Origin of the sequence: Naasia lichenicola, from assembly GCF_004801885.1 — a bacterium.
Taxonomy (GTDB): Bacteria; Actinomycetota; Actinomycetes; order Actinomycetales; family Microbacteriaceae; genus Naasia; species Naasia lichenicola.
The window spans coordinates 589,639-614,672 of the sequence record NZ_SSSM01000005.1 but is presented as its reverse complement, the minus strand read 5'-3'; the positions used below and the strand labels follow the sequence as shown (position 1 = coordinate 614,672).

The 25,034-nt window shown below is 68.4% G+C and carries 26 protein-coding genes; 4 read left to right on the top strand and 22 right to left on the bottom strand.

The features are described 5' to 3' along the window. Positions 1-18: 18 nt before the first annotated feature. Complete coding sequence (glmS, locus tag E6C64_RS13855; protein ID WP_136428073.1) at positions 19-1,893, bottom strand: glutamine--fructose-6-phosphate transaminase (isomerizing); 1,875 nt, start codon at positions 1,891-1,893, stop codon at positions 19-21. 134 nt (positions 1,894-2,027) lie between these two features. On the opposite strand from glmS, the gene coaA reads away from it, so the two are divergent. Next, positions 2,028-2,972, top strand: a complete 945-nt coding sequence (gene coaA / locus E6C64_RS13850) for a type I pantothenate kinase (protein WP_136428072.1) — start codon at positions 2,028-2,030, stop codon at positions 2,970-2,972. 73 nt (positions 2,973-3,045) lie between these two features. Here the strand turns inward: coaA and glmM are convergent, their stop codons facing one another. The 4 genes from glmM to truA form a co-directional block, all read right to left on the bottom strand. Then, positions 3,046-4,410, bottom strand: coding sequence for a phosphoglucosamine mutase (glmM, locus tag E6C64_RS13845; RefSeq protein WP_136428071.1), 1,365 nt, complete (start codon positions 4,408-4,410; stop codon positions 3,046-3,048). 18 nt (positions 4,411-4,428) lie between these two features. Next, on the bottom strand, positions 4,429-4,920 hold the full coding sequence (rpsI, locus tag E6C64_RS13840; RefSeq protein WP_136428070.1) for a 30S ribosomal protein S9: 492 nt from the start codon (positions 4,918-4,920) through the stop codon (positions 4,429-4,431). 54 nt (positions 4,921-4,974) lie between these two features. Further along, positions 4,975-5,421, bottom strand: a complete 447-nt coding sequence (gene rplM, locus E6C64_RS13835) for a 50S ribosomal protein L13 (RefSeq protein WP_136428069.1) — start codon at positions 5,419-5,421, stop codon at positions 4,975-4,977. 272 nt (positions 5,422-5,693) lie between these two features. Then, on the bottom strand, positions 5,694-6,614 hold the full coding sequence (truA, locus tag E6C64_RS13830) for a tRNA pseudouridine(38-40) synthase TruA (RefSeq protein WP_233255628.1): 921 nt from the start codon (positions 6,612-6,614) through the stop codon (positions 5,694-5,696). A 134-nt stretch (positions 6,615-6,748) separates the two neighbouring features. Here truA and E6C64_RS13825 point away from each other — a divergent pair, with 134 nt between their 5' ends. After that, the gene (locus tag E6C64_RS13825; protein ID WP_136428068.1) at positions 6,749-7,816 is read left to right on the top strand and encodes an ATP-dependent DNA ligase; all 1,068 of its coding nucleotides are present in this window, start codon (positions 6,749-6,751) and stop codon (positions 7,814-7,816) included. A 136-nt stretch (positions 7,817-7,952) separates the two neighbouring features. On the opposite strand, the gene ligD is transcribed toward E6C64_RS13825, so the two are convergent. After that, on the bottom strand, positions 7,953-8,981 hold the full coding sequence (gene ligD / locus E6C64_RS13820; protein ID WP_136428067.1) for a non-homologous end-joining DNA ligase: 1,029 nt from the start codon (positions 8,979-8,981) through the stop codon (positions 7,953-7,955). Positions 8,982-9,132: 151 nt separating this feature from the next. Here ligD and E6C64_RS13815 point away from each other — a divergent pair, with 151 nt between their 5' ends. Then, positions 9,133-9,558 (top strand): hypothetical protein, encoded by a 426-nt coding sequence (locus E6C64_RS13815; protein ID WP_136428066.1) that lies wholly within the window; start codon positions 9,133-9,135, stop codon positions 9,556-9,558. 41 nt (positions 9,559-9,599) lie between these two features. Here the strand turns inward: E6C64_RS13815 and E6C64_RS13810 are convergent, their stop codons facing one another. The 13 genes from E6C64_RS13810 to E6C64_RS13750 form a co-directional block, all read right to left on the bottom strand. Then, positions 9,600-10,652 carry a GNAT family N-acetyltransferase gene (locus tag E6C64_RS13810; RefSeq protein WP_136428065.1) on the bottom strand — a complete coding sequence of 351 codons (1,053 nt, stop codon included), beginning with the start codon at positions 10,650-10,652 and terminating at the stop codon, positions 9,600-9,602. A gap of 149 nt (positions 10,653-10,801) precedes the next feature. Further along, on the bottom strand, positions 10,802-11,431 hold the full coding sequence (gene rplQ / locus E6C64_RS13805) for a 50S ribosomal protein L17 (protein ID WP_136428064.1): 630 nt from the start codon (positions 11,429-11,431) through the stop codon (positions 10,802-10,804). Between the two features lie 56 nt (positions 11,432-11,487). Then, complete coding sequence (locus E6C64_RS13800; protein ID WP_136428063.1) at positions 11,488-12,480, bottom strand: DNA-directed RNA polymerase subunit alpha; 993 nt, start codon at positions 12,478-12,480, stop codon at positions 11,488-11,490. 241 nt (positions 12,481-12,721) lie between these two features. Next, positions 12,722-13,120 carry a 30S ribosomal protein S11 gene (rpsK, locus tag E6C64_RS13795; protein WP_136428062.1) on the bottom strand — a complete coding sequence of 133 codons (399 nt, stop codon included), beginning with the start codon at positions 13,118-13,120 and terminating at the stop codon, positions 12,722-12,724. 44 nt (positions 13,121-13,164) lie between these two features. Beyond that, entirely contained in the window at positions 13,165-13,545 is a 381-nt protein-coding gene (gene rpsM / locus E6C64_RS13790; RefSeq protein ID WP_136428061.1) for a 30S ribosomal protein S13, read from the bottom strand. A 241-nt stretch (positions 13,546-13,786) separates the two neighbouring features. Further along, entirely contained in the window at positions 13,787-13,900 is a 114-nt protein-coding gene (gene rpmJ / locus E6C64_RS13785) for a 50S ribosomal protein L36 (protein WP_047561540.1), read from the bottom strand. Between the two features lie 74 nt (positions 13,901-13,974). Beyond that, positions 13,975-14,196, bottom strand: coding sequence for a translation initiation factor IF-1 (gene infA, locus E6C64_RS13780; protein WP_136428060.1), 222 nt, complete (start codon positions 14,194-14,196; stop codon positions 13,975-13,977). Between the two features lie 277 nt (positions 14,197-14,473). Beyond that, positions 14,474-15,634: a mannitol-1-phosphate 5-dehydrogenase gene (locus E6C64_RS13775; protein WP_136428709.1), complete on the bottom strand. Its 1,161-nt coding sequence runs from the start codon at positions 15,632-15,634 to the stop codon at positions 14,474-14,476. A gap of 32 nt (positions 15,635-15,666) precedes the next feature. After that, the gene (locus tag E6C64_RS13770) at positions 15,667-16,101 is read right to left on the bottom strand and encodes a PTS mannitol transporter subunit IIA (RefSeq protein ID WP_136428059.1); all 435 of its coding nucleotides are present in this window, start codon (positions 16,099-16,101) and stop codon (positions 15,667-15,669) included. A 181-nt stretch (positions 16,102-16,282) separates the two neighbouring features. Continuing rightward, the gene (locus E6C64_RS13765; protein ID WP_136428058.1) at positions 16,283-17,776 is read right to left on the bottom strand and encodes a PTS mannitol transporter subunit IIBC; all 1,494 of its coding nucleotides are present in this window, start codon (positions 17,774-17,776) and stop codon (positions 16,283-16,285) included. Between the two features lie 113 nt (positions 17,777-17,889). After that, the gene (gene ptsP, locus E6C64_RS13760; protein ID WP_136428057.1) at positions 17,890-19,551 is read right to left on the bottom strand and encodes a phosphoenolpyruvate--protein phosphotransferase; all 1,662 of its coding nucleotides are present in this window, start codon (positions 19,549-19,551) and stop codon (positions 17,890-17,892) included. Continuing rightward, positions 19,548-19,811, bottom strand: coding sequence for an HPr family phosphocarrier protein (locus E6C64_RS13755; protein WP_136428056.1), 264 nt, complete (start codon positions 19,809-19,811; stop codon positions 19,548-19,550). The genes ptsP and E6C64_RS13755 overlap by 4 nt, the downstream gene beginning before the upstream one ends. A 50-nt stretch (positions 19,812-19,861) precedes the next feature. Continuing rightward, on the bottom strand, positions 19,862-20,209 hold the full coding sequence (locus E6C64_RS13750; protein WP_136428055.1) for a hypothetical protein: 348 nt from the start codon (positions 20,207-20,209) through the stop codon (positions 19,862-19,864). Positions 20,210-20,362: 153 nt separating this feature from the next. On the opposite strand from E6C64_RS13750, the gene E6C64_RS13745 reads away from it, so the two are divergent. Further along, positions 20,363-22,294: a BglG family transcription antiterminator gene (locus E6C64_RS13745; RefSeq protein ID WP_136428054.1), complete on the top strand. Its 1,932-nt coding sequence runs from the start codon at positions 20,363-20,365 to the stop codon at positions 22,292-22,294. Positions 22,295-22,383: 89 nt separating this feature from the next. Here E6C64_RS13745 and E6C64_RS13740 read toward each other — a convergent pair whose 3' ends face one another. Genes E6C64_RS13740 through secY form a run of 3 tightly spaced genes read right to left on the bottom strand, consistent with a single transcriptional unit; the run spans position 22,384 to position 24,997 of the window. Next, entirely contained in the window at positions 22,384-23,043 is a 660-nt protein-coding gene (locus E6C64_RS13740; protein WP_136428053.1) for a dihydrofolate reductase family protein, read from the bottom strand. A gap of 35 nt (positions 23,044-23,078) precedes the next feature. Then, positions 23,079-23,678, bottom strand: a complete 600-nt coding sequence (locus E6C64_RS13735) for an adenylate kinase (protein WP_136428052.1) — start codon at positions 23,676-23,678, stop codon at positions 23,079-23,081. Continuing rightward, complete coding sequence (gene secY, locus E6C64_RS13730) at positions 23,675-24,997, bottom strand: preprotein translocase subunit SecY (RefSeq protein WP_136428051.1); 1,323 nt, start codon at positions 24,995-24,997, stop codon at positions 23,675-23,677. The genes E6C64_RS13735 and secY overlap by 4 nt, the downstream gene beginning before the upstream one ends. Positions 24,998-25,034: the final 37 nt, after the last annotated feature.

Below are 25,034 nucleotides of genomic sequence, written 5' to 3'. Positions count from 1 at the left end.
ACCTCCACCACTCGGCCGCTATTCGACGGTGACCGACTTGGCGAGATTGCGCGGCTGATCGACATCGAGCCCCTTCGCAGCCGCGAGCTCCATCGCGAACATCTGCAACGGCGCCACAGCGAGCAGCGGCTCGAACATCGGACCGGCAAGAGGGATCCGCAGGACATCGTCCGCATAGGGAAGCACCGCGACATCTCCCTCCTCTGCGAGGGCGATCACATGGGCACCCCGGGCGCGGATCTCCTGGATGTTGGAGACCACCTTCGGGTGCAGGGAGTCGTCGTCGCGTGGGCTCGGCACGACCACGAAGACACGCTGCCCCGGCTCGATCAATGCGATGGGCCCATGCTTCAGCTCACCGGCCGCGAACCCTTCGGCGTGGATGTAGGCGAGCTCCTTCAGCTTGAGCGCACCCTCGAGAGCGATGGGGAAGCCGACGTGGCGGCCGAGGAACAGCACCGATCGAGTGTCGGACATGTTGTGCGCGAGCTCCCTCACCAGCGGACCCGCTCCCAGCACCGTGCGCAGCTTGTCCGGTATCGCCTGCAGCTGCTCGACGTTGGCGGCGACTTCCGACGGCCCCAGCGCCTCGCGCTTCTCGGCGAGATACAGAGCGAAGAGATAGAGCGCCGTCACCTGCGCCACGAACGCCTTCGTGCTCGCCACCGCCACCTCGGGTCCGGCATGTGTGTAGAGCGCCGCGTCTGAGCCCCGCGCGATCGTCGCGCCCTGGGTGTTGCAGATCGACAGCGTGGCAGCACCGCGGTCACGGGCGTATTGGACGGCCATCCACGTGTCCATGGTCTCTCCGGACTGGGAGACCGATACCACGAGGGTGTTGGGCGTCAGCACGGGCTCCCGGTACCTGAACTCGTGCGAGAGCTCGACGTCGACGGCGATGCGCGACCACTTCTCGATGGCGTACTTGCCGAGGATGCCGGCGTAGGAGGCGGTGCCGCAGGCGAGGATGATGATCCGGTCGACCCTGCCGATGATGTCGTCGAGCGGCTCCAGCTCGGGGAGGACGACCGAGCCGTCGACGACCCGTCCGAGGATGGTGTTGGCGACCGCGTCGGGCTCCTCGCTGATCTCCTTCGCCATGAAGCTGGACCAGCCGCCCTTCTCAGAAGCCGAGGCATCCCAGGCGATCTCGAATTCCTGTGATTCGACGGGAACCCCGAAGAAGTCGGTGACTTCGACGGAATCGGCGCGTATCGCGACGATCTGGTCCTGGCCGATGGCGACTGCCCTGCGGGTGTGCTCGACGAACGCTGCGACGTCGGAGCCGAGGAAGTTCTCGCCTTCTCCCAGACCGATGACGAGAGGCGAGTTGCGACGGGCACCCACGACCAGGCCGGGCTGATCGCGGTGGATCGCGAGCAGTGTGAACGCGCCATGCAGCCGGGAGACGACGCGGCGGAAGGCCTCCTCGAGGTCGCCCTTCCCGTCGGCACCGGACTCGTCGACTGTGTCCCGATAGACCTGGCCGAGCAGCACTGCAGCGACCTCGGTGTCGGTCTCGCTCGTGAACTCGAATCCCTCGGCCTGCAGCTCCGCCTTCAGCTCGGCGAAGTTCTCGATGATCCCGTTGTGGATGAGCGCGAGCCTGCCGTCGTCGCCGAGGTGCGGGTGGGCGTTCCGGTCGGTCGGCCCGCCGTGGGTCGCCCAGCGCGTGTGGCCGATTCCCGTGGTGCCATCGCTCAGCGGGGTCGACGCAAGGTCCGCTGTGAGCACACCGAGCTTGCCCGCACGCTTGTGGGTGTTGAGGGTTCCCGCGCCATCTATGACTGCTACACCGGCAGAGTCGTAGCCCCGATATTCGAGACGGCGGAGACCCCCGACCAGCACTCCCAGACTCGGCTGATGACCCACGTACCCCACGATTCCGCACATGGGGGCCAGTCTAGGTCGGGTTAGATCGCCGCCGACGTACGCGCGCGCTCCGCCCGAGCATCCAGTTGCCTCGTCGGCCGACGAGGTCGACGCCGACCGATGCGATCTCTTGCCCGCACTACGCTGTGGAGACGATGAGCGAGCCTGCAAACACGCCCGCCCAGGCGACGCCCTTCGTCGAGATCGATCGCGCACGGTGGTCCGAGCTGGCGCCGACAGCGTCCCTGCCCTTGACCGACGCCGACATCATCCGCCTGCGCGGTCTCGGCGAACCTCTGGATGCGGACGAGGTCGCTGACGTCTACGTCCCGTTGAGCCGCCTGCTCAACCTGTATGCGACGGGAACGCGCGCGCTGCAGGAGAGCACGAGCGCGTTCCTGCAGCAGAGCACCCCTCGAGTGCCGTTCGTCATCGGCATCGCCGGCTCCGTGGCGGTCGGCAAGTCCACCGTCGCCCGGCTCCTGCGCGAACTGCTGTCCCGCTGGGCCGGCACTCCCCGGGTCGAGCTGGTGACCACCGACGGCTTCCTCATGCCGAACTCCGAGCTCGAGCGCCGCGGGCTGATGGAGCGCAAGGGATTCCCTGAGTCCTACGATCGTCGCGCGCTGCTGCGATTCCTCATGCACGTGAAGAGCGGGGTGGACGAGGTGCGCGCTCCCTTCTACTCGCACCTCAGCTACGACATCGTGCGAGACGCGCAGATCGTCGTCCGGCAGCCCGACGTGCTGATCGTCGAGGGGCTCAACGTGCTGCAGCCACCAGCACGCGGACGCCTTGCGGTCAGCGATCTCTTCGACGTCGGCATCTACGTGGACGCCCGGACCTCCGACATCGCGCACTGGTACGAGGAGCGGTTCCTCCGCCTGCAGCGGGGGGCGTTCGCCGACCCGAAGTCGTACTTCCACCGCTACGCCTCCCTGTCGGAAGACGGAGCGCGCGCTCGTGCAGCCGGGATCTGGAAGGCGATCAACGAGCCGAACCTGGTGGAGAACATCCTCCCGACCCGGTCCCGCGCCACCCTCGTGCTGAGGAAGGACCACGACCATTCGGTGAAGTCGGTGCTCATCCGCAAGCTCTGACCGGCAGCGGTCAGAGCATCCGGTGGCTGAGCCGGGCGCCGAAGGCGACCGTGTCGAAGCCCAGTCCTTCGTTCTAGGAGGTGGCGAGGCGCTCGCGGACCACGTCGGCGAGCGAGTGCGCGATGCGGTCGGCGGTCCTCTGATCGGCCGCCTCGACCATCACGCGCACCATCGGCTCGGTTCCGGAAGGGCGCAGAAGCACACGGCCGGTGCTGCCGAGTTCGGCTTCGGCGGCGACGACCGCACCGGCGATCACGTCATCCGCGTCGAGGCCGTGGTGGTCCACTCCGCGGACGTTGACCAGGATCTGCGGATAGACCGTCATCACTGCGGCCAGCTCGGCGATCGTCTTTCCGGTGCGGGCCATCTCGGCGACGAGATGCAGGCCGGTGAGCAGGCCGTCACCGGTCGTCGCGAAGTCGGTCATGATGACGTGACCCGACTGCTCCCCGCCGAGCGACAGCGACCGTGCGCTGAGCTCTTCGAGCACGTAGCGATCGCCGACGCGGGTCTGCACCATCTGGATGCCGTGCTCGCGCATCGCGATGGAGAGGCCGAGGTTGCTCATCACTGTCGTGACCAACGTGTAGTTCTGCAGCGCGCCGCGTGCAGCCATGCTGAGAGCCAGCACAGCCATGATCTGGTCCCCGTCGATGAAGTTTCCTGCGGCGTCGACGGCGAGGCAGCGATCGGCATCACCGTCGTGCGCGATGCCGATGTCGGCACCGTGTTCGAGGACGGCGGCCGCGAGCACCGAGAGGTGGGTGGAGCCGACCCCGTCATTGATGTTCATGCCGTCGGGGTCGTTGCCGATCACTGTGACCTGCGCACCCGCGTCCGAGAACACTTCGGGTGAGATGCCCGCGGCGCTGCCGTTGGCGCAGTCGATGACGACGTGCAGGCCGTCGAGCCGGTTGGGCAGCGAGCCGAGCAGATGCAGGACGTACCGGTCCTCGGCGTCGGCGAAGCGACGGATCCGACCGACATCTCCGCCGATCGGCGCGAGCCGCTCTTCGGTCAACGCGGCCTCGATGCGGTCCTCAACCTCGTCCGGAAGCTTGGTGCCGCCGCGGGCGAAGATCTTGATCCCGTTGTCCTGCGCGGGATTGTGCGAGGCCGAGATCATCACGCCGAAGTCGGCGTCGATGTCTTGAACGAGGAAGGCCGCCGCAGGCGTGGGGATGACTCCCGCGTCGAGCACGTCGACGCCGGAGCTGGCGAGTCCGGCCGAGACGGCTGCGGTGAGGAACTGTCCCGAGACCCGGGGGTCGCGGGCGACGACGGCGGTGGGCCGTCGTCCGAGGGCACGACGGGCCTCGGCGCTCCGCCCCCTGCCCAGGACCACCGCGGTGGCCTGGGCAAGGGACAGGGCCAGTTCGACCGTGATGTCCCGGTTCGCGAGCCCGCGAACGCCGTCAGTGCCGAAGAGACGTGGCATGACGGGGTGCCGCTTGGATCAGCGCTTGGAGAACTGAGGAGCCTTGCGGGCCTTCTTGAGTCCGGCCTTCTTGCGCTCCTTGACGCGAGCGTCGCGGCTCAGGAAGCCGGCCTTCTTCAGCTCGGGGCGGTTATTCTCCTCGTCGATCAGGTTGAGCGCACGGGAGATGCCGAGGCGGAGGGCGCCGGCCTGGCCGGACGGGCCGCCGCCGGAGATCTTCGCGATGACGTCGTAGCTGCCGAGGAGGTCGAGCACCTTGAACGGGTCGTTGATCAGCTGCTGGTGCAGCTTGTTGGGGAAGTAGTCCGCGAACTCGCGGCCGTTCACCTTGATCTCGCCGTTGCCGGGGATGAGGCGCACGCGGGCGATGGCCTGCTTGCGGCGTCCGACGGCTGCGCCGGGGACGTTGAGCACGGCGCGAGGCGTGCTGGGGGCGGTGGCAACGGCCGCAGGCGTCTCGGTGGAGAAGCTGCTGGGGGCGTTGTCGATGGAGTCTGAGATCTTCGCCATGTGGGGAATCCTGTTTCTACGCGTCGGTGTCTAGGTCGGTGAGCGCGGCCGGCGCTACTGGGCGACCTGGTTGAGGGTGTACACCGTCGGCTGCTGGGCGGCGTGAGGGTGCTCGGGGCCGGCGTAGACCTTGAGCTTCTTGAGCTGGGCGGCACCCAGCGAGTTCTTCGGCAGCATGCCGCGGATGGCCTTCTCGACCGCGCGCGTCGGGTGCTTCTCGAGCATGTCGACGTAGTTGGTCGCCGTCAGGCCTCCGGGGTAGCCCGAGTGGCGGTAGGACAGCTTCTGGGTCAGCTTGGAGCCGGTCAGTGCGACCTTCTCCGCGTTGATGATGATGACGAAGTCGCCGGTGTCCATGTGGTTGACGAAGGTCGGCTTGTGCTTGCCGCGGAGGATGGCTGCGGCATGGCTGGCCAGACGTCCGAGGACGATGTCGGTGGCGTCGATGACGATCCATTCGTGCTGGATCTCCGACGCCTTGGGCGTGTAGGTGCGCGTCACGGTATGACTTCCTGTCGAGGGGTTCGTGTATCCCGCTCCGGTGGGAGTTCAGCCCGCTTCCTCTGTCCAGACACGGTCTGGACCAGACACGGTCTGGACCAGACACTGTCTGGACCAGGCATCGCCTGGGGAGAACGGGGAACGCCGCGGTGGAGGGCTCGGCTCGGCGCACATCAGCGCGCGCCAACGGGAGAGTCTACGTGATGGGAGGGGTGTCGACAACTCGTCGTCGGATGGCGTTCGCGGTCCTGCTCCCTCGGTGTCCCGTTCGGCTACAGCAGCTCGGTGGACAGGCGTCGCTGCCGAGTCTGTCCGGCTCGCGCGGCGAGCTCGGCGTCGTCGGGATAGCCGACCTCCATGAGCGTGAGGCCCTTCGCCGGCATGACGATGAACGAGCTGCTCCGCGCATCGGCCTTGAGCAGCCCGGTCAGCGCGTCGAGGCTCAACCTGCCCTCCCCCACCGCGACGGCGGCGCCGACCAGCGAGCGCACCATCGAGTGGCAGAACGCGTCCGCCTGCAGCGATGCGATGAGCACGCCGTCGGCATCGCGGTGCCAGGCGAAGTCCTGCAGGGTGCGGATAGTGGTCGCGCCCTCGCGCGGCTTGCAGAAGGCGGCGAAGTCGTTGAGCCCGACGACCGCCGCCGATGCCTCCGACAGAGCGGCCTCGTCGAGCGCCGTCGGATGCCAGATCGTCCGGTGCCGCTGCAGCGGATCCCGCGCCTCCACACTGTCCGCGATCCGATACCGATAGCGGCGCCAGACCGCACCGAAGCGCGCGTCGAAGCCGTCAGGAGCCGGCCCCGCCGAGCTGACGACGACATCCGACGAGGCACCGAGGATGCCGTTGATCCGACGTCGCAGCAGCTCGCCGACATCCGCGCCGGGACGAGGAGCGCGGACCTGGGTCAGAGCGGAGAACTGTGCCTCGTCGAGGTCGAGGTGGGCCACCTGGCCGACGGCGTGCACACCTGCATCCGTGCGCCCCGCGACCGTCAGGACGGGCGCGGGCGACTGACGACGGAAGAGCGTGGCCAGCGCGGCTTCGAGCTCCCCCTGCACCGTCCGCAGACCGGGCTGACGGGTCCAGCCGCGGAACCCTGTCCCGTCATAGGCGACGCCGAGCCGGATGCGGGTCAGCGGGCCGCGATCTGCCCTCAGGTCGGGAACCCCGTCCACTTCCCCGTCACTCACGCTGACAAGTATGCCGATTCGCGTCAGTGGGCCCCATGGCGCACGCTTGCGCCAAGGGAACCAGTTCTGCCGGCTGAACGCGCTCGTAGGCGGCAGAACTGGGCAACTCAGCCGGAATCGGCCAGGATCGGACCATGACGCTGCCCATCGCCGTGCCGGTCGACCCGATGCTCGCCAAGGCGGTGCCCGCAGTGCCCGACACCGGGCCGAAGGGCGCGGCTCTCAGCTTCGAGCCCAAGTGGGATGGCTTCCGAGCCATCGTCTGGATCGATCGAGATCCGGATGGCGGCCTGACGGTCGAGATCGGCAGTCGCGGGTCCAAGCTGCTCACCCGCTACTTCCCCGAGCTCGTCGAGGCGTTCCGCGCGCAGTTCTCCAGCCCCGCCGTCATCGACGGCGAGATCGTCGTCCGCCGAGGCGAGCCGGGAGCGGAGCGGCTCGACTGGGAGGCGCTCTCGCAGCGCATCCACCCCGCCGCCAGCCGGGTCACCAAGCTCGCCGAGGAGACGCCCGCCGCGTTCATCGGCTTCGACCTGCTGGCCGAGGGCGAGCGATCGCTGCTCGGGGAGCCCTTCTCGGTCCGCCGCGCCGAGCTCGAGAAGCTGCTGGCGGCTGTCGAGGCGCCGCTGCATCTCTCCCAGGTGACCACCGATCCCGATCTCGCCCGCAGCTGGCTCGTCGAGTTCGAGGGCGCGGGCCTCGACGGCGTGGTCGCGAAGCTGGTCGACGAGCCCTACCTGCCAGGCAAGCGCTCCATGCTCAAGATCAAGCACGAGCGGACGGCGGATGCGGTCGTCATCGCCTACCGGATCCACAAGAGCGGTACGGGGGTGGGCTCCCTGCTGCTCGGCCTCTACGACGCGGATGGCGAGCTGCGCGGCGTCGGCGGCTCGTCCGCCTTCTCCGACGCACGGCGACTCGAGCTGATCGACGAGCTGGCTCCGCTGGTCGAACGCGACGAGAACGGCGATCCGGTGATGGGCGAGGGAGACCGCAATCGCTTCTCCTCCTCGAAGGACACGTCGTTCGTGAAGCTCCGGCCCGAGCGGGTGATGGAGGTGCGCTACGACCAGATGGAGGGCAGCCGCTTCCGGCATACCGCCCAGTTCCTGCGCTGGCGCCCGGATCGCGAGCCCCGGTCGTGCACCTTCGAGCAGCTCGAGGTGCCCGCGGCCTACGACCTCAGCGACGTGCTGGCCTGAAACGCGAGATCGTCCCTGCCCAGTGGCTGAGCCGGCGACGCCGAAGGCGGGGCCGTGTCGAAGCCCGTCGAGGTCCTATTCGGGCAGGTTACGACATGAGCGCAGAGCGCCCGGCTCCGCCACGGGAAGGGACTGCTCAGTCCGCGTCGGGCTGACGGGCGCGGCTGGGCTGCACGCGTGGCGGTTCGCCGGGCATCTTGGGGTACTCCGGCGGATAGGGCATCTCGCCCTCGCCGTTCGCGACGTCGCGCTCCCACCACTCGAGCAGGGTGCCGATCGAGCCCGGCGCTGCGTGCATGCCCGCCCACGGGTCGCCGTGGTCGCGCACGCGATCGGGAACCGTGCGGATGGTCAGCGAGCGCGGATCGATGTCGTCCAGCTCGTCCCAGTCCAGCGGGCAGGAGACGGGAGCTCCGTCGATCGCCCTCGGACTGTACGCGCCGGCGATGGTCCGATCGCGCGCGGCCTGGTTGAAGTCGACGAAGATGCGCTCGCCCCGCAGCTCCTTCCACCACTCGGTCGTGACCTTCTCGGGCATCCTCCGCCCCAGCTCGCGCGCGGCGGCGATGACGGCATGCCGCACGTCGATGAAGTCGTGCTCGGGCCGGATCGGGGCGAACACGTGCAGGCCGCGGTTGCCCGAGGTCTTGATGAACGCATCGAGCCCGGCCTCGGCGAGCACCTTCCTGAGCTCGTGCGCGGCGGGCACTGCGTCGGCGAAATCGGTGCCGGGCTGCGGATCGAGGTCGATGCGCAGCTGGTCGGGGTGGTCGATGTCCGAGGCCCGGGACGGCCACGGGTGGAAGACGACCGTGTTCATCTGGACCATCCAGATGGCGGCGGCCGGCTCGTCGATGACGAGCTGCGGGTGCGCCCGCGCGCTCGGGTAGGTCACCATCACCTCGCGGATGAACTCGGGCTTGCCCTTGGGAGGGTTCTTGGAGAAGAACTGGGCGCCGTCGATCCCCTCGCCGAACCTCTGCAGCGCGATCGGCCGGTCGCCGATGGCGCGGACGAGCGCGTCGCCCACAGCGATGACGTACTCCGCGAGCTCGAGCTTGGTGATGCCGTCGGCGGGATACATCACTCGGGACGGGCTGGACAGCCGCATCTCACGGACGCCGTCGGGGCCGGGGACGCTCAGGGTGGTGGCTTCGCTCGCCATGTCGCCACCCTAGCGAGCGCAGCCGACCGATGCCCTCGCTGGGGCGAGATCCGAATCGCCCTGCCGGATCCCGCGTCCACTCCAGAAGTCGAGCATGCCGTCGAACGCATCGCGCTGGCCTTCATGCCTGATCAGCGAGACACTTGGCCCGATGAAGACGAAGAGCCTCTCTCGAAGCGCCGCCGTCGTCGCGGTCCTCGCCGTGATCCTCGCGGGCTGTTCGTCGACCCCGTCCTCGCCGCTGGCCCGCTTCGATGAGGAGCAGACCGCCGAGGATGCTCTGCCTGAAGCGGCCGGAGACCACCTGAGTGTCGACGCGACCTCCGTCCGCTTCCTCTGGTCCGACGACGATCTGTCCGCCTACGCCGTCCTCTCCGAGGATGGACTCCCGTGCCTCGTGATGTTCAGTGAGCGCCAGCCCAGCGGCATCGAGGGCTGCGGGGCGCAGCTGCCCACCGTCATGACCATCGGGGGGAGGACGCAGTACGCCCTGGTCGGCGACCGCGACTCCGATGTCGAGCTTCTGAACGGCTCGGGCGGCTGGCAGAAGCTGGCCGACAACTTCTACCGCGACTGACGTTCCGCTCTTCCCGCATCGAGGCGCCGCCGGCTGCCGGGCTAGAACGTGCGCCCGTAGACCAGCTCGCGGGCGGCGGGGACGAAGCCGATCCGCCGATAGAGGCGATCCGCGCCCGTCGGGCTGGTGGTGTCGACGTGCAGCGTCGCCCGCTGCCAGCCCAGTTCGCGATACCGCAGGAGCACGGCGGCGAGCAGCGCCTGGGCCGCTCCCCTCCCGCGCTGACTGCGGCGGACGCCGACGAGGGTGATGTAGCCGAACGGGTGGCCGAGCCGCTCCCAGTCCTCCTCGTTGACCGTGGTGAGCACGAAGGCGACCACCTCGTCCGCGCCGGACTCGTCCCGTCCGACGAGCAGCAGCGACGCATCCGTGCGCAGACCGCCGGCCCCGTTCGCCGCCGTCGTGTTGCGCTGCTCCCAGTGCTCGACCGTCTCGGGCAGCGAGCCCCAGTGGTCGGCGAACGTCTCGTTCTTGGCCGCCATCGTCGCCGCGGACCACTGCTGCGAGTACGGGACGAGCTCCAGACCCTCGGGGATCGCGATCTCTGGGATGTCCTCGGCGGTGTCCCGGGACAGCTCGTCGAAGGCCCGCACGACTCCGAAGCCGCGCCGCTCGAGCAGGCGATGCAGCGCCGCCTGCTCGGACGACGTGTAGGCGTTCATCCGGCCCTCGACGGGCTCTTCGACGAGCGCGAGATGCTCGAGGGCACGGGCCTGCTGCCAGTCGAGAAGCGCGCCGCCGAGGCCGCGTCCGCGGTGACCGGGATGCACGACGCCGGACAGAGTCGTCTCCGCGAAGCCTGCGGTGCCGGGGATGACGGTGGCCTGGCCGTATGCGACGACCTCGTCGCCCCGTGCGCCGACGACGACATCGAGGGCCGGGTCGATCCATGACGACTCGAACAGCTCGACGATGTCTCCGCGCGGGGTGCCGAACGTCGGGTGATCGATCGGATCGGCGACTCGGTGCAGCGCGGTGATCGCATCGATATCGGCGGCCGTCGCAGCTCGCCAGGAGACTCCGTCGACCGCTTCGGGGAACAGGGGCCGTTCGCCGGTGGGGATCCGGGAGCTCAAGGGTGTGACGTCGGGCATGACAGCGCCTCTCTGTGGATCGAGATGCCACTTTCCGTCCCTATTCCAGCCCTTCAGGGACGGAAAGTGCCATCTCGATTGGGGATGGTGCGTTAACGCGAGAAGCCCGGACGCTCCGATGAGGGGCGGCCGGGCTTCTCGATGGTGGACTACTTGGAGTCGGGCTCCGCGGCCTTCTCGGCGTCGGCCTCGACCTCGGTGGCCGCCGGGGTCTCGTCCTCGGCGGGCGTGGGCTCGGAGGTCTCGACGGCGTCCGTGCTCTCGACCTCGGTGGGCTCGTCGCTGCCACCGGCGGCCTCGTCCACGGATGCCTCGGCGTCGGTGACGACGGGCTCATCGGACGGAGCGGCGGTGGCGGCAGGAGTCGCCGCGGAGGCAGCGGCTGCGGCCTTCGGGGTCACCGGCTTGCGCTTGGAGACGACGGGCTCGAGCACCAGCTCGATGACCGCCATGGGCGCGTTGTCGCCTTTGCGGTAACCGGTCTTGGTGATGCGGGTGTAGCCGCCCGCACGCTCGTTGACGAGCGGCGCGATCTGGTCGAACAGCTCGTAGACGGCCTGCTTGTCCGGGATGATGCTGAGCGCCCGGCGACGGGCGTGCAGGTCGCCGCGCTTGCCGAACGTCACGAGGCGGTCGGCGAGCGGCTGGAGCCGCTTGGCCTTGGTCTCGGTCGTCGTGATCGCCTTGTGGGTGATCAGCGCGATCGCCAGGTTCGACAGCAGCAGGCGCTCGTGCGCCGGGCCGCCGCCGAGGCGGGGTCCCTTGGAGGGTCTAGGCATGGTGTTGGTCCTTAACGGGATTCGGTGTCAGGAGATGGATGGGGAGCCGACCGAGGTCAGCTCTCCTCGCCGTCGTCGTAGCTGCTGTAGTAGTGCGCGCCGTCGAAGCCGGGGACGGCGTCCTTCAGCGACAGGCCGAGCTCGACGAGCTTGTCCTTGACCTCGTCGACCGACTTCTGGCCGAAGTTGCGGATGTTCATCAGCTGGGTCTCCGAGAGCGAGACGAGCTCGCTGACCGTGTTGATGCCCTCGCGCTTGAGGCAGTTGTACGAGCGGACCGACAGGTCGAGATCCTCGATCGGCATGGACAGCTCGCTGGAGAGGACGGCGTCGACCGGCGCGGGGCCGATCTCGATGCCCTCGGCGGCGCTGTTGAGCTCACGAGCGAGGCCGAACAGCTCGGTCAGCGTGCGACCGGCCGATGCGATGGCGTCGCGCGGGCTGATCGCGGGCTTGGTCTCGACGTCGACGACCAGGCGGTCGAAGTCGGTGCGCTCACCGGCACGCGTCGCCTCGACGCGGTAGGTGACCTTGAGGACCGGCGAGTAGATCGAGTCGATCGGGACCTGACCGGCCTCGCTGAACTCGCTGCGGTTCTGTGCGGCGGAGACGTAGCCGCGGCCGCGCTCGATGGTGAGCTCGAGGTCGAACTTCGCCTTGTCGTTCAGGGTGGCGATGACGAGGTCCGGGTTGTGGATCTCGACGCCGGCCGGTGCGGAGATGTCCGCGGCCGTGACGGGGCCCGAGCTCTGCTTGCGCAGGTAGGCGGTGATCGGCTCGTCGTGCTCGCTGGAGACGACCAGGCCCTTGATGTTCAGGATGATCTCGGTGACGTCTTCCTTCACACCGGGGATCGTCGTGAACTCGTGCTGCACGCCGTCGATGCGGATGCTGGTGACAGCGGCGCCCGGGATGGAGGAGAGCAGGGTGCGGCGGAGGGAGTTGCCGAGGGTGTAGCCGAAGCCGGGTTCGAGGGGCTCGATGATGAACCGCGAACGGAACTCCGAGATGTTCTCTTCAGCCAGGGTCGGGCGCTGTGCGATGAGCACTGATGGTTTCCTTTCGAAAGAGTGTCCGCTATATGACACTTCCGAGTTGCCCTGCAGAGTGATCTGCAGCGTTGATATTGAGTTGAGTCGTTGTGGAACTGCGGGAGGCGATGCATCCCGGGCATGGGCGAGCGGCTCTGCTCGGAGGGCGCGACGGTGCTGCTGCGTCGATCGCTGCGGACGGATCCGATCAGCGGCGCGGGGTGCGGGTCAGCTCATCGAGAGCCGACCCGCACTCGCACTAGACGCGGCGGCGCTTCGGCGGACGGCAGCCGTTGTGCGCCTGCGGGGTGACGTCGTTGATCGAGCCGACCTCGAGGCCTGCGGCCTGGAGGGAGCGGATCGCGGTCTCGCGACCCGAGCCGGGGCCCTTGACGAAGACGTCGACCTTCTTCATGCCGTGCTCCTGCGCCTGACGCGCGGCGGACTCGGCTGCGAGCTGCGCCGCGAACGGCGTCGACTTGCGGCTTCCCTTGAAGCCGACGCCTCCGGAGGAGGCCCAGCTGATGACCGCACCGGTGGTGTCGGTGATCGAGACGATCGTGTTGTTGAACGTCGACTTGATGTGGGCCTGGCCCACTGCGATGTTCTTCTTCTCCTTGCGACGGGGCTTGCGCGCCGCTGCCTTGGGTGCTGCCATGGTGGCTGTCTCCTGAGTTCTCTACGTGTCTTGGGGGCGGCGCGCTACTTGCGGCCGGCCTTCTTCTTGCCGGCGACGGTGCGCTTCGGGCCCTTGCGGGTGCGAGCGTTCGTCTTGGTGCGCTGTCCGTGCACGGGGAGACCGCGACGGTGGCGGATGCCCTGGTAGCTGCCGATCTCGACCTTGCGGCGGATGTCGGCGGCGACCTCGCGGCGAAGATCGCCCTCGACCTTGTAGGTGCCCTCGATGTGGTCGCGGAGCGCGACGAGCTGGTCGTCGGTGAGGTCCTTGACGCGGATGTCGCCGCTGATGCCGGTGTCGGCCAGCGTCTGGAGGGCGCGCGTGCGTCCGACTCCGTAGATGTAGGTCAATGCGACCTCGACCCGCTTGTCACGGGGGATGTCGACTCCTGCGAGACGTGCCATGTCTGGCTTCTCCTAATGGGGAACTGGAGGTCTGCGGCAGCGAATGTGCTCGGGCCTCCAGACCCGAGGTGTCCCCCGCCCCGATCCGAGATCGGGAGGGTTCTGACGCTGCCGTTGTGTGTTGAGTTACAGGGTGGTGCGGGTGATGCTGTGTGACTGGCGCTCAATGCTGCGATACGTCGGCCAAGCATGGCCGACTACTCAGCACTGTGAGCTGGGACGCTGGCGCGTCCCGGGCCCACTAGCCCTGGCGCTGCTTGTGGCGAGGGTTCTCGCAGATGACCATCACGTTGCCGTGACGACGGATCACCTTGCACTTGTCGCAGATGGGCTTGACGCTGGGGTTGACCTTCATGATGTTGCCTTTCGCTGGCGTCGTGCCCCGGCTCCCGCGGTCGCGGGCTCGGGGCCGTTCCTTTCCAGCAGTGGTTACTTGTAGCGGTAGACGATGCGTCCGCGAGTCAGGTCGTAGGGGCTGAGTTCGACGATCACCCGGTCCTCGGGGAGGATTCGGATGTAGTGCTGTCGCATCTTGCCGGAGATGTGCGCGAGCACACGGTGTCCGTTGGTCAGCTCAACGCGGAACATCGCGTTGGGCAGAGCCTCGAGCACTGCGCCCTCGATCTCTATTACGCCGTCCTTTTTGGGCATAGCCTCACTGTCGTTTTTACAAGCAGAAACTGCTGGTCGTGCGGATGGATGGTTTGATGCGCAGATCTGAATCCGCACCATCTCCGGCACCGCGCTGAGCAGGGCTCGGAGCGATGGGCAACGGACGAGGTCCGATGGGGAGAGGGCGACCGCAGAGCGGTCGGAGCACCAACGGACTATCCTAGGCGATTTCCCTCGGCGTTGCCAACCCCGATCGACGCATCAAGGGTGGTAACGCGCGGACGGGCCGCTGCATTCCTCGTCCACCGGTCTGCGGTCAGCCGGCCTCGACCGCCCGCCGACGTTCGACGGCGTTCACGATCCGCGGCAGCAGCGGATGGTCGGTCGGGAGGCCGGTGAGCTGGACGGCGAGGTCCTCGTCGGAGGTCTCCCCTGCCAGCAGCGCCTGGAGCTCGACGCTCTCCGGATCCTCCGCCACGTCGAACTCCAGCGCGGCACCGAACGCGCGCACGAGGGCGTCAGCACCGAGACCGCGTTCGACGAGCTCGGCAGCCGGTCCGATGAAGCGCTCGTGCCGGCTGATCTTGCGCAGCGGCGCACGGCCGACCCGCTCGACCGTGTCGGAGAGGGCGGGGTTGGCGAAGCGCGTGAGGTTCTTCTCGAGGTACTTCTGCTGCTGCTCGGGCGGGAAGTCGTACTTGGCGACGAGCAGCGCCTTGGTCTCGGCGAGCACGGCGTCGACCTCGTCGCTCACCTCGCGGAGGGCGAGCGCCTCGACCAGCGTCCCCGCGCCCTGCGCGAACCCGTGGTAGGCGATGGTCGCGTGCCCGGTGTTGACGGTGAACAGCTTGCGCTCGATGTACGGCGACAGGTCGTCGACGAAGGTGGCCTCAGGGATGTCCGGGACTCCGTCGCCGAACGGGCCCTTCTCGATCGCCCACTCGAAGAAGTCCTCGACCGTGACGTCCAGCCCCGCGTCCGGGTCCTGCCCGGGCACGATCCGGTCGACGGCGGTGTTCGCGAACACGCCACGGCCGATGGCCCCGGACTGATCCTGAGCGGCGAGCGCGGTCTCGATGCTCGTGCGCAGCGTATCCGTGGCGCCGATGGCGTTCTCGCACGCCATCACCTGCAGGGGCGCCTGCTGGGGGTCGCGCGCCACGAGCGCTGCGGCGATCACCGGAGCGACGAAGGGAAGCACGCGGGGGCCGACGGCGGTCGTGACGATGTCGGCGGCGGCGATCTCGGCGATCACCTCCGCCTCCTGGCTTCGACTGTTCAACGCACGGAATCGGTCGACGACCCAGTCCTTGGCCTCGGGTCCCACCTCGTGCACGGTGTACGAGTCTGCAGCGGCGAGGGCGTCGATCAGCTCGGCGTTGACATCGGCGAAGACCACCTCGTAGCCGGCGTTGTGCAGGATGAGGCCGACGAAGCCGCGGCCGATGTTGCCTGCTCCGAAGTGGACGGCGGTCAGCTCGCTGCGTCCGGATTCCGGGCTCATCCCCGTCACTCCGCGTTGACGTCGCCGAGGAGGTCGTAGACCTCCTGCGCGGTCGAGGCGGCGAGCAGCTTCGCGACCTCGTCGTCGTCGGAGAAGACGATGGCGATCTTGGACAGGATGTCGAGATGCTCGTTGTTGAGCCCCGCGATGCCGACGACGAAGCGCACCTCGTTGCCGTCCCAGTCGATGGGCTGGTCGTAGCGGGTGAAGGACAGCGCGGAGGCGTGGATCGCGTCCTTGGCGTCGTTGGTGCCGTGCGGGATGGCCAGGAAGTTGCCCATGTAGGTCGAGACGGTGTTCTCGCGGTCGAACATCGCGTCGACGTATGCGGCGTCCACGGCGCCGGCCGCGACGAGGGCGGCGCCCGCCTCGCGGATGGCCTCGTCGCGCGTCGTCGCGCTCCCGTTGACGTTGACGCGGTCCAGATCCAGGACGGCCATGGGTGCTCCTTCGATTCCAGGGTGATGCGTGGCCTCCGGAGAGGCAGGGGTGGGTGAGTCGGTCGATCGCCGAGTGGGTGAGTGTGTGGGTGGGATGAGATGAGGGGAAGCGGATCGCTCCGCTCCCCCTCATCTTTGCGCAGTCGGGCGGTGCCCGACCGAGCGTTTCGGTGCCTTCCGACTACTTCTGGTCGGCGACCTGTGCCACGACCTCGTCGTAGGCGGGGCTGTTCATGAAGTTGTCGACCGAGACATGCTGCGCGGCCGGCGCCTTCTGCCTGGCGCGATCGGTCAGCTCGCGCTGGGTGATCACCAGGTCGGCGGAATCGTCGAGGTTGGCGATGGCCTTGTTGACCACCGTGACTCCTTCGATCCCGGCCTTCTTGATCTTGTTGCGCAGGACGGAGGCACCCATGGCGCTGGAGCCCATGCCGGCGTCGCAGGCGAACACGATGTTGCGGACGGGCGTCGCGGTGGCGACCGCGGTGCGCTCGCCTTCGAGGCCGACGCCTGCGGCGGCCGCCTCGTCGCGGGTCAGGCCCTGCAGCACGCTGCTGGACTTGCCCTTGTTGGCCTCGGTCGCGGCGATCGCCGCGGACAGGTCACCGGCGTTGCCGGCGGCCAGGTCGCGCTTGCGGCTGACCCGCAGGATGAGCGATGCCACGATGAACGACACGGCGGCCGACAGGATCACCGAGAGGATGACGCCGACGTAGCTGTCCGAGGCGGTCTGCAGCAGGATCGCGAAGATGCTTCCCGGCGAGGCAGGAGCCCGGAGGCCCGAGCCGAACACCACGTTGGTCGCGACGCCGGTCATGCCGCCCGCGATCATGGCGACGATGAGGACGGGCTTGGCGAGCACGTAGGGGAAGTAGATCTCGTGGATGCCGCCGAGGAAGTGGATGATGATGGCGCCGGGAGCGCTCGCCTTCATCATGCCCAGGCCGAAGACGGTGAACGCGAGCAGCAGGCCCAGGCCGGGGCCGGGGTTCGCCTCGAGCAGGAACAGGATGCTCTTGCCGCTGTCGATCGACTGCTGGACGCCCAGCGGGGTCAGCACGCCCTGGTTGATGGCGTTGTTGAGGAACAGCACCTTGCCGGGCTCGATGAAGATGCTCACGAGCGGCAGGATGCCGGCGGTGACCAGGAAGTCGACGCCCGCGGAGATGAAGTTGCTCAGCGCGGTGACGAGCGGGGCGATTCCGAAGAAGGCGCCGATCGCCAGGATCGCGCCGAGGATTCCGGCGGAGAAGTTGTTGACGAGCATCTCGAAGCCGGGGCGGATCTTGCCGTCCCAGATCTTGTCGACCTGCTTCATGATCAGGGCCGCGAGCGGTCCGACGATCATGGCGCCCATGAACATGGGGATGTCCGTGCCCACGATGACACCCATGGTCGCGATGGTCGCCACGACGCCACCGCGGGTGTCGTAGACCATCCGGCCGCCCTGGTTGGCGATCAGGAGGGGCAGCAGGAAGGTGATCATCGGGCCGACGAGGGTGGCCAGGGTCTCGTTCGGCGTCCATCCGGTGGGGATGAAGAACGCGGTGATGAGGCCCCATGCGATGAAGGCTGCGATGTTGGGCAGGACCATGCCCGAGAGGAACGTCCCGAACTTCTGGACCCCTACTCGTGCACCCCCTGAGGATCGTGCCGGTGCTGACGTCGTCGTCATGGTGTGTGTCTCCTGTTTCTGTGTGCGTGGTTGTGGTGATGGGGCAGAAGCTGAGTTCCTGCGGCCCGTGGTGCGGGTATTGCGGGTGGTGCAGTCAATGCGGGTGGTGCGGTCTAGCTGCCCGGCTCGGCCAGCGCCCGCACGGCCTCACGTGCGGACTGCGGGCTGTCGGCGGCGAGCGCCGCCTGCGCGAACGCGACGGCCTGGTCGCGGGTGAAGCGCGCGAGCTCGCTGCGCACGTCTCCGATCGCGGCCGGGGACATCGAGAGCGAGGTGGCGCCCAGTCCCACGAGGACGACGGCGAGCAGCGGATCGGCCGCCGCCTCGCCGCAGATGCCGACGGGCTTCCCGAGTGCCGCTCCTGCCGAGCCGACCTCGCCCACCAGGCGCAGCACGGCGGGGTGCCACGGATCCTGGAAGCTCGAGACCGTGCCGAGCATCCGGTCGGCCGCGAGCGTGTACTGGGTGAGGTCGTTGGTGCCGATGCTGGCGAAGCCCGCGATCGCGAGGATGCGGTCGGCGAGCAGCGCGGACGAGGGGACCTCGACCATGACGCCGGCGGTGGCGAGGCCGAGCTCGTGCGCGATGTCGACGAAGTACTTCGTCTCCTCGACCGTCGAGACCATGGGCGCCATCACCCAGAGGTCGGCGTCGCTCTCCTGCGCCGCGCGCGAGAGTGCCGTGAGCTGGTCGCGCAGGATGTGCTCCGACGCGCGCAGCGCGCGCAGGCCGCGCAGGCCGAGGGCGGGGTTCTCCTCGTGCGCGTCGTTGAGGAAGCTCAGCGGCTTGTCCGCTCCCGCGTCCAGGGCGCGCACGACCACCTTCTTGCCCGAGAATCCCCGCAGCAGCTTGGAGTAGTGGGTGTACTGCTGCGCCACGGTCGGAGCGCTCTTCGCGTCGAGGAAGAGGAACTCCGTGCGGAACAGCCCGACGCCCTCGGCTCCTGCCGCGAGTGCCGCATCCACGCCGTCGACCGATCCGAGGTTGGCGAGCAGCGGGATGTGGGTGCCGTCCGCCAGGGCGCCGGGACCGATCGGGACGGCCGCACGCTGCGCGCGCTCGAGGATCGTCGCCTTCGCCTTCTCGGTCTGGTCGACGCTGGGGCCGACGGTGATGATGCCGGTGGACGCGTCGACGATGACATTCGTCCCGTCGTCGAGAGAGAGGGCACCCACGACGCCCACGACCGCGGTGATCGACTTCTCGCGAGCGAGGATGGCCGTGTGGGAGGTGGGCCCGCCGTCGCTGGTGATCAGGGCGAGCACGCGATCGAGGTCGAGCAGGGCCGTGTCGGCGGGGGCGAGGTCGCGGGCGACGAGCACGAACGGCACATCGCTGGTCGGCACCCCGGGAGCGGGGACTCCGGACAGTCGGGCGATGATCCGCTGCGAGACGTCATCGAGGTCGGTGGCGCGCTCGGCCATGTACCCGCCGATCGCGAGCAGCATCTCCTTGAAGCCGTTGAAGGCCTCGAACACTGCGCGCTCGGCTGTCGCGCCGTTGTCGATGCGGACGTCGATGTCCGACCGGAGGGTGGGGTCGTCGGCCATCATCGCCTGTGCGTCGAGGACCTCCTGCGCCTTGCCGCCCGCACGCTCGCCGCGCGAGCGGATGTCCTCCGCGGTGGCCGCCAGGGCGTTGGTGACGCGCTCGCGCTCGGAGTCGGGTCCGATGGTGCTCGCGATCGTGTCGGGTTCGGGCAGCGGCTCGGGCATGCGCAGGATCGGGCCGACGGCGACGCCGCGGCCGATCCCGACTCCTGTCAGAACGCTCATGCGTCGTGGTCGGTGGTGAGCAGCTCGGTCAGCTGGTCGAGGAGCTCGTCGGCGCCGTCGCCGTCGACGCTGATGACGACCTCGTCGTTGTGGTCGATGCCGAGGGAGATGACGCCGAGGATGCTGGCGGCGTTCACCGTCTTGCCGCCCTTGGTGAGCTGGACGGGGACGCCGGCCTTGGCCGCCGCCTGCGAGAACAGCGCTGCGGGACGGGCGTGCAGGCCATGGCTGGATGCGACGACGACGGTGCGAGTGGGCACGTGGGCTCCTTCTGTTGGGGACGCCTGAGCAGGCGCTTCGCCAGTCTGCATCATGCCGATGCACCCGGATAGGCGGGGGTCGGACGGGCTGGGGCGAGTGGGTCGGCGGTCGCTCCGAGGAGCTCGTGCACCGTGCGCAGGGCGATCTCGGCGCCGCCGGCGGAGAACGCGCTGGCGGGCAGGATCGCGGAGGGGACGCCCGGGGCGAGATCGCCGATCGATCGATCGACGTCGGCGAGCTGCGGGGCGATCAGCACCACGTCCGCTCCGTGGATGACGTCTGCGAGTCCCGCGTAGTCCGCCACGACGGTGTCGAGGCTGGGATCGAGTCGGCGCATGCGCTTCGCGAGGAAGGTCCCGGAGACTCCGGCAACGCAGACGAGCAGCACTGTTGCCATGGATCGCCTCCTTGCGCCCTGAATTTCCAGCAGTTTCAAAGGTCAGCCTGCCGGTCCGCGCCACGGGGGCGCCAACAGATCTGCTTCCGGGGGTGCGGAAGTCGAGCTGATCGCATGCGCATCGGCCGGTGGCGCATGACACCATGGGGTGAAATGGCCGACAAGACGCCGATGCTGCTCGAGTACCTCGCGGGCGCCGACCGCTGGGTCGCGGCGTCCGAGCTCGCCGACCGCCTCGGCGTCAGCACCCGATCGGTGCGCAGCTACGTCACGGCGATCAAGTCGGCCGCGCGCCCCCTCGACGTCATCAGCTCGTCCACCGTCGGATACCGACTGAACCGGGACGCCTACGCGCAATACGCCGCCGGCGCGCGTGACGACGCCTCTCCCGACAAGCCGCGCGAGCGGGTGGCCTACCTCGTGACCACGCTCACCCAGACGACGACCGGCGTGGACGTCCACGAGCTCGCCGCGGCGCTCTTCGTCAGCGAGTCGACGCTCGAGGGCGACCTGAGACGGGTGCGCAGCATGGCGCGAGACGCCGGTCTGGAGCTCGTACGGTCCGGCACCGTCGTCAGCCTCGACGGCACCGAGGAGTCCCAGCGCCGCCTCATCAGCAGCATCTTCCGCGACGAGACGGCAGACGGCCTCTTCGACGTCGCCCGCCTGCAGGAGGCGTTCGGGGTCGGCGACCTGTCCGCGTTCAAGACCGACGTCATCGCGCTGTTGGAATCGCTCGGCTACGCGGTGAACGAGTTCGCCCTCGACGGCGTGCTGCTGCATACGGCCATCGCGGTCGACCGGTCGCAGCACGGGATGAACCGGACGATGGAGAGCGGCCCCGAGAGCCATCCCAGCGAGCTCGTGGTCGCCCTCTCCCCCATCGTCGAGCGGCAGTTCGGCACCCTGCTTCCGGTGGGCGAGCTCGAGACTCTCGCCGCCCTGCTCACGACCCGTGTGGGCACGCGCGCGATCCCCGATGCCACGACAGGTGCGGCGTCGACACCGGCGGTGGACTTCTCCCCCGTCGAGACAAGGGACCTGGCGATCGTCCGCGAGGTGCTCCACCGTGCTCAGGCCGAGTACCTGGTCGACCTCGACGACGAGACCCTGCTGATGCGCCTCACCATGCACGTGCGCAATCTGGTGACCCGGTCGCGGGCCGGAATTTCCACGCGCAATCCGCTCGCCCGCTCGATCAAGACGTCGTATCCGCTCACCTACGAGCTGGCCGTCTTCGTGGCCAGCGAGCTGCAGCGGGAATTCGAGATCGTCATCAGCGAGGATGAGATCGCCTTCATCGCGCTGCACATCGGCTCGCATCTCGAGCGGCATGCGGCGCCGGTCGACGCGGTCACCTGCACGATCGTCTGCCCGAACTATCACGACATGGCCGATCTGCTGCGGGCCCGACTGGAGGCGGCGCTCGGCGTGGAGCTGCGCGTGGACCACGTCGTCACCCGCACGGATGCGCCGGCGTCGGAGCTCACCGGCGATCTCGTGGTCAGCACGCTGCCGTGGGCGGCCCGCCCCGAGAACGTGGTGCTGGTCCAGCCCTTCCTCACCCCGGGTGACATCGAGTCGGTCCGGACCGCGGTCGCGCGCATCCGCCGGCAGCGTCGCCGAGGGCGGATCAAGGACGAGCTGCTGCTCTACTTCGACGAGCGCCTGTTCCTGCGCAACGTGGGGGCGGCCGACGAGAAGTCGATGATCCGCGCACTCGGCGAGCCGATGATCGCGCTCGGCATCATCGACGAGCCGTATCTCGACGGCGTTCTCGAGCGCGAGCGCTTGTCGTCGACCGCCTTCACCGAGACCCTGGCGGTTCCGCACTCGCTCACGATGAGCGCCCGGCGGACTGCGATCGCCGTCGCCCTGAACGAGACGCCCATGCCGTGGGGCGAGGGCCGCGTCAACGTGATCGCCCTGATCGCCTTCAGCGCGGAGGGGCGGGCGGCCTTCCAGACGGTCTTCGAGCAGTTCGTCGACGTGTTTTCGGACAACGCCGATGTGCTGCGTCTGCTGCGGAGCACCACCGACTTCACCAGCTTCATCGAGGGCGTCGTCCACCTCATCGATTCCTGACGCCCGAGGTGCCCGGTTCTGCCGCCAGAGACGCTGCACAGGCAGCAGAACTGGCAACTCGGCGGGTCTCGTCGCGAGCAGGCCGAGGGCTAGGAGCGGTCCCGACGGGTGAGCACCAGGTGCACCACTCCGCTCGGCGACGGCGTGGCCTCGATGTCGAAGCGCTCCTCCAGTCCCTCGAGACCGTCCCAGAGCCGCTCGCCGCGACCCAGCACGATCGGAGCCACGACCACATGCAGGTGGTCGATGAGATCGGCCGCGAGGAACTGGCGGACCGTCTCGACACCGCCGCCGATCCGGACGTCGAGGTCCCCGGCCAGCTCGCGAGCGTGCGCGAGGGCGGTGGCCGGGTCGGCGTCCAGGAAGTGGAAGGTCGTACCCCCGTCCATCTCGAGGGTCGGCCGTGGGTGATGGGTGAGGACGACGACAGGTGTGTGGAAGACGGGGTCGCTCCCCCACCAGCCCGTCCACTCCTCGTCGTCCCACGGGCCGCGCTGCGGGCCGAACTTGTTGCGGCCCATGATCTCCACGCCGATCCCCGTCGACCACTGACTGGCGAAGGACTCGTCGACTCCGAAGGAGCCCGGAGCGTCGCCGTGCAGCCCCATCGCCTGGAAGGTGCGCGTGCCGAACGCCCAGTTCAGCAGCCGGGAGCCGGCATGACCGAACGGAGCCTCGAGCGCCTGGCCTTCGCCGGTGCCGAAGCCGTCCAGCGAGATCGTGAAGTTGTGCACACGGACGAGAGACAAGACGGCTCCTCTTCTGCTGGCGGACCAGACGCCGGTCAGGCTGCGGTGCGGCTCTCCAGCGCTTCGAAGATGCGCGCGGTCACGTCGTCGACGTCGCCGAGACCGTTGATGCTGAGCAGCAGCCCACGCTCCCGGTAGGTCTCGATGAGCGGAGAGGTCTGCTCGAGGTAGACCTCGAGGCGACGGCGGATGACGGCCTCGGTGTCGTCGGTGCGACCCTGCTCCACGGCCCGCTTGAGCAGGCGCTCGACGACCTCCTCGGTCTCGGCGTGCAGTTCGATCACTGCGTCGAGAGCGTGCGAGTGGGTGGCGAGGATGCCGTCGAGGGTCTTGACCTGTTCGGTCGTGCGCGGGAAGCCGTCGAGCAGGAACCCGCCGTCAGCGTCCGCCCAGTTCAGCCGGTCGGCGACCAGGTCGTTCGTCACGGAGTCGGGAACGTACTCGCCGCGGTCCATGTAGGACTTGGCCAGCACACCGAGCTCCGTCTCGCCGCGGACGTTCTCGCGGAAGATGTCGCCGGTCGAGATCGCCGGGATGCCGAACTTCTTCGAGATCCGCACCGCCTGGGTGCCCTTGCCGGCGCCGGGCGGACCGACGATCAGCAGTCGGTAGCCCGGGCCGTTCGCCGCCGTCATCGCAGAAGGCCCTCGTAATGCCGCTGCTGCAGCTGCGAGTCGATCTGCTTGACCGTCTCGAGACCGACGCCGACGATGATCAGGATCGAGGCGCCGCCGAAGGGGAAGTTGGTGTTGGCCCCGACGGCCACGAACGCGATCAGCGGGATCAGTGCGATCAATCCGAGGTAGATCGACCCCGGCAGGGTCACGCGGGTGAGCACGTAGTCGAGGTATTCGGCGGTCGGACGGCCCGCGCGGATGCCCGGGATGAAGCCGCCGTACTTCTTCATGTTGTCGGCGACCTCTTCGGGGTTGAAGGTGATCGCGACGTAGAAGTAGGTGAAGCCGACGATGAGCAGGAAGTACAGGAGCATGTAGAGCGGGTGGTCGCCCTTGGTCAGGTAGTTCTGGATCCAGGTGACCCAGGCCTGCGGCTCCTGGCCGGCGGCGGGCTGGTTGAACTGCGCGACCAGCGCGGGCAGGTACAGCAGCGACGAGGCGAAGATGACCGGCACGACGCCCGCCATGTTGACCTTGATCGGGATGTAGGTGTTGTTGCCGCCGTACGTCCGCCTGCCGACCATCCGCTTGGCGTACTGCACCGGGATGCGGCGCTGGGACTGCTCGACGAACACGACGCCGACCACGATGGCCAAGCCGATGGCTATCACGACGATGAGCACCTCGATGCTCTGCGAGGTGCGGATGGCGTCGAGCGATCCCGGGAAGCGGGCGGCGATCGAGGTGAAGATGAGCAGCGACATGCCGTTGCCGATGCCGCGCTCGGTGATGAGCTCGCCCATCCACATGATCAGGCCGGTGCCGGCGGTCATGGTGACGACCATGAGCAGGATCGCGTACCAGGAGTCGTTCGTGATGAGCTGCGTGCACGCGGTGGCGCTGTTCTGCGGGAACAGCGCGCCGCTGCGGGCGACGGTGATCAGCGTCGTGGACTGCAGGACGCCGAGCGCGATGGTGAGGTAGCGGGTGTACTGCGTGAGGCGGGCCTGGCCGGCCTGGCCCTCCTTGTAGAGGGTCTCGAAGTGCGGGATGACCACGCGCAGGAGCTGGGTGATGATCGACGCGGTGATGTAGGGCATGATGCCCAGCGCGAAGATCGAGAGCTGCAGCAGTGCGCCGCCGCTGAAGAGGTTGACGAGCTCGTAGAGGCCCGAGGTGCTGGTGTTCTGCGCGAGACAGGCCTGCACGTTCGCGAAGTCGACGAACGGTGCCGGGATGAAGGACCCGAGTCGGAAGATCGCGACGATGAAGAGCGTGAAGCCGATCTTGCGTCGAAGATCAGGCGTGCGGAAGATCCGCCCTATGGCTCTGAACACGCAGTGATGCCTTTCCTAGGATGAGCCGGGCGTGGTG

Bases quoted from the DNA above. Each gene is read 5' to 3' on its own strand.
- glmS (WP_136428073.1), bottom strand. From the start codon at position 1,893: ATGTGCGGAATCGTGGGGTACGTGGGTCATCAGCCGAGTCTGGGAGTG.
- coaA (WP_136428072.1), top strand. From the start codon at position 2,028: ATGAGCGAGCCTGCAAACACGCCCGCCCAGGCGACGCCCTTCGTCGAG.
- glmM (WP_136428071.1), bottom strand. From the start codon at position 4,410: ATGCCACGTCTCTTCGGCACTGACGGCGTTCGCGGGCTCGCGAACCGG.
- rpsI (WP_136428070.1), bottom strand. From the start codon at position 4,920: ATGGCGAAGATCTCAGACTCCATCGACAACGCCCCCAGCAGCTTCTCC.
- E6C64_RS13825 (WP_136428068.1), top strand. From the start codon at position 6,749: ATGACGCTGCCCATCGCCGTGCCGGTCGACCCGATGCTCGCCAAGGCG.
- ligD (WP_136428067.1), bottom strand. From the start codon at position 8,981: ATGGCGAGCGAAGCCACCACCCTGAGCGTCCCCGGCCCCGACGGCGTC.
- E6C64_RS13815 (WP_136428066.1), top strand. From the start codon at position 9,133: ATGAAGACGAAGAGCCTCTCTCGAAGCGCCGCCGTCGTCGCGGTCCTC.
- E6C64_RS13810 (WP_136428065.1), bottom strand. From the start codon at position 10,652: ATGCCCGACGTCACACCCTTGAGCTCCCGGATCCCCACCGGCGAACGG.
- rplQ (WP_136428064.1), bottom strand. From the start codon at position 11,431: ATGCCTAGACCCTCCAAGGGACCCCGCCTCGGCGGCGGCCCGGCGCAC.
- rpsK (WP_136428062.1), bottom strand. From the start codon at position 13,120: ATGGCAGCACCCAAGGCAGCGGCGCGCAAGCCCCGTCGCAAGGAGAAG.
- rpsM (WP_136428061.1), bottom strand. From the start codon at position 13,545: ATGGCACGTCTCGCAGGAGTCGACATCCCCCGTGACAAGCGGGTCGAG.
- rpmJ (WP_047561540.1), bottom strand. From the start codon at position 13,900: ATGAAGGTCAACCCCAGCGTCAAGCCCATCTGCGACAAGTGCAAGGTG.
- infA (WP_136428060.1), bottom strand. From the start codon at position 14,196: ATGCCCAAAAAGGACGGCGTAATAGAGATCGAGGGCGCAGTGCTCGAG.
- E6C64_RS13770 (WP_136428059.1), bottom strand. From the start codon at position 16,101: ATGGCCGTCCTGGATCTGGACCGCGTCAACGTCAACGGGAGCGCGACG.
- E6C64_RS13765 (WP_136428058.1), bottom strand. From the start codon at position 17,776: ATGACGACGACGTCAGCACCGGCACGATCCTCAGGGGGTGCACGAGTA.
- ptsP (WP_136428057.1), bottom strand. From the start codon at position 19,551: ATGAGCGTTCTGACAGGAGTCGGGATCGGCCGCGGCGTCGCCGTCGGC.
- E6C64_RS13750 (WP_136428055.1), bottom strand. From the start codon at position 20,209: ATGGCAACAGTGCTGCTCGTCTGCGTTGCCGGAGTCTCCGGGACCTTC.
- E6C64_RS13745 (WP_136428054.1), top strand. From the start codon at position 20,363: ATGGCCGACAAGACGCCGATGCTGCTCGAGTACCTCGCGGGCGCCGAC.
- E6C64_RS13735 (WP_136428052.1), bottom strand. From the start codon at position 23,678: ATGACGGCGGCGAACGGCCCGGGCTACCGACTGCTGATCGTCGGTCCG.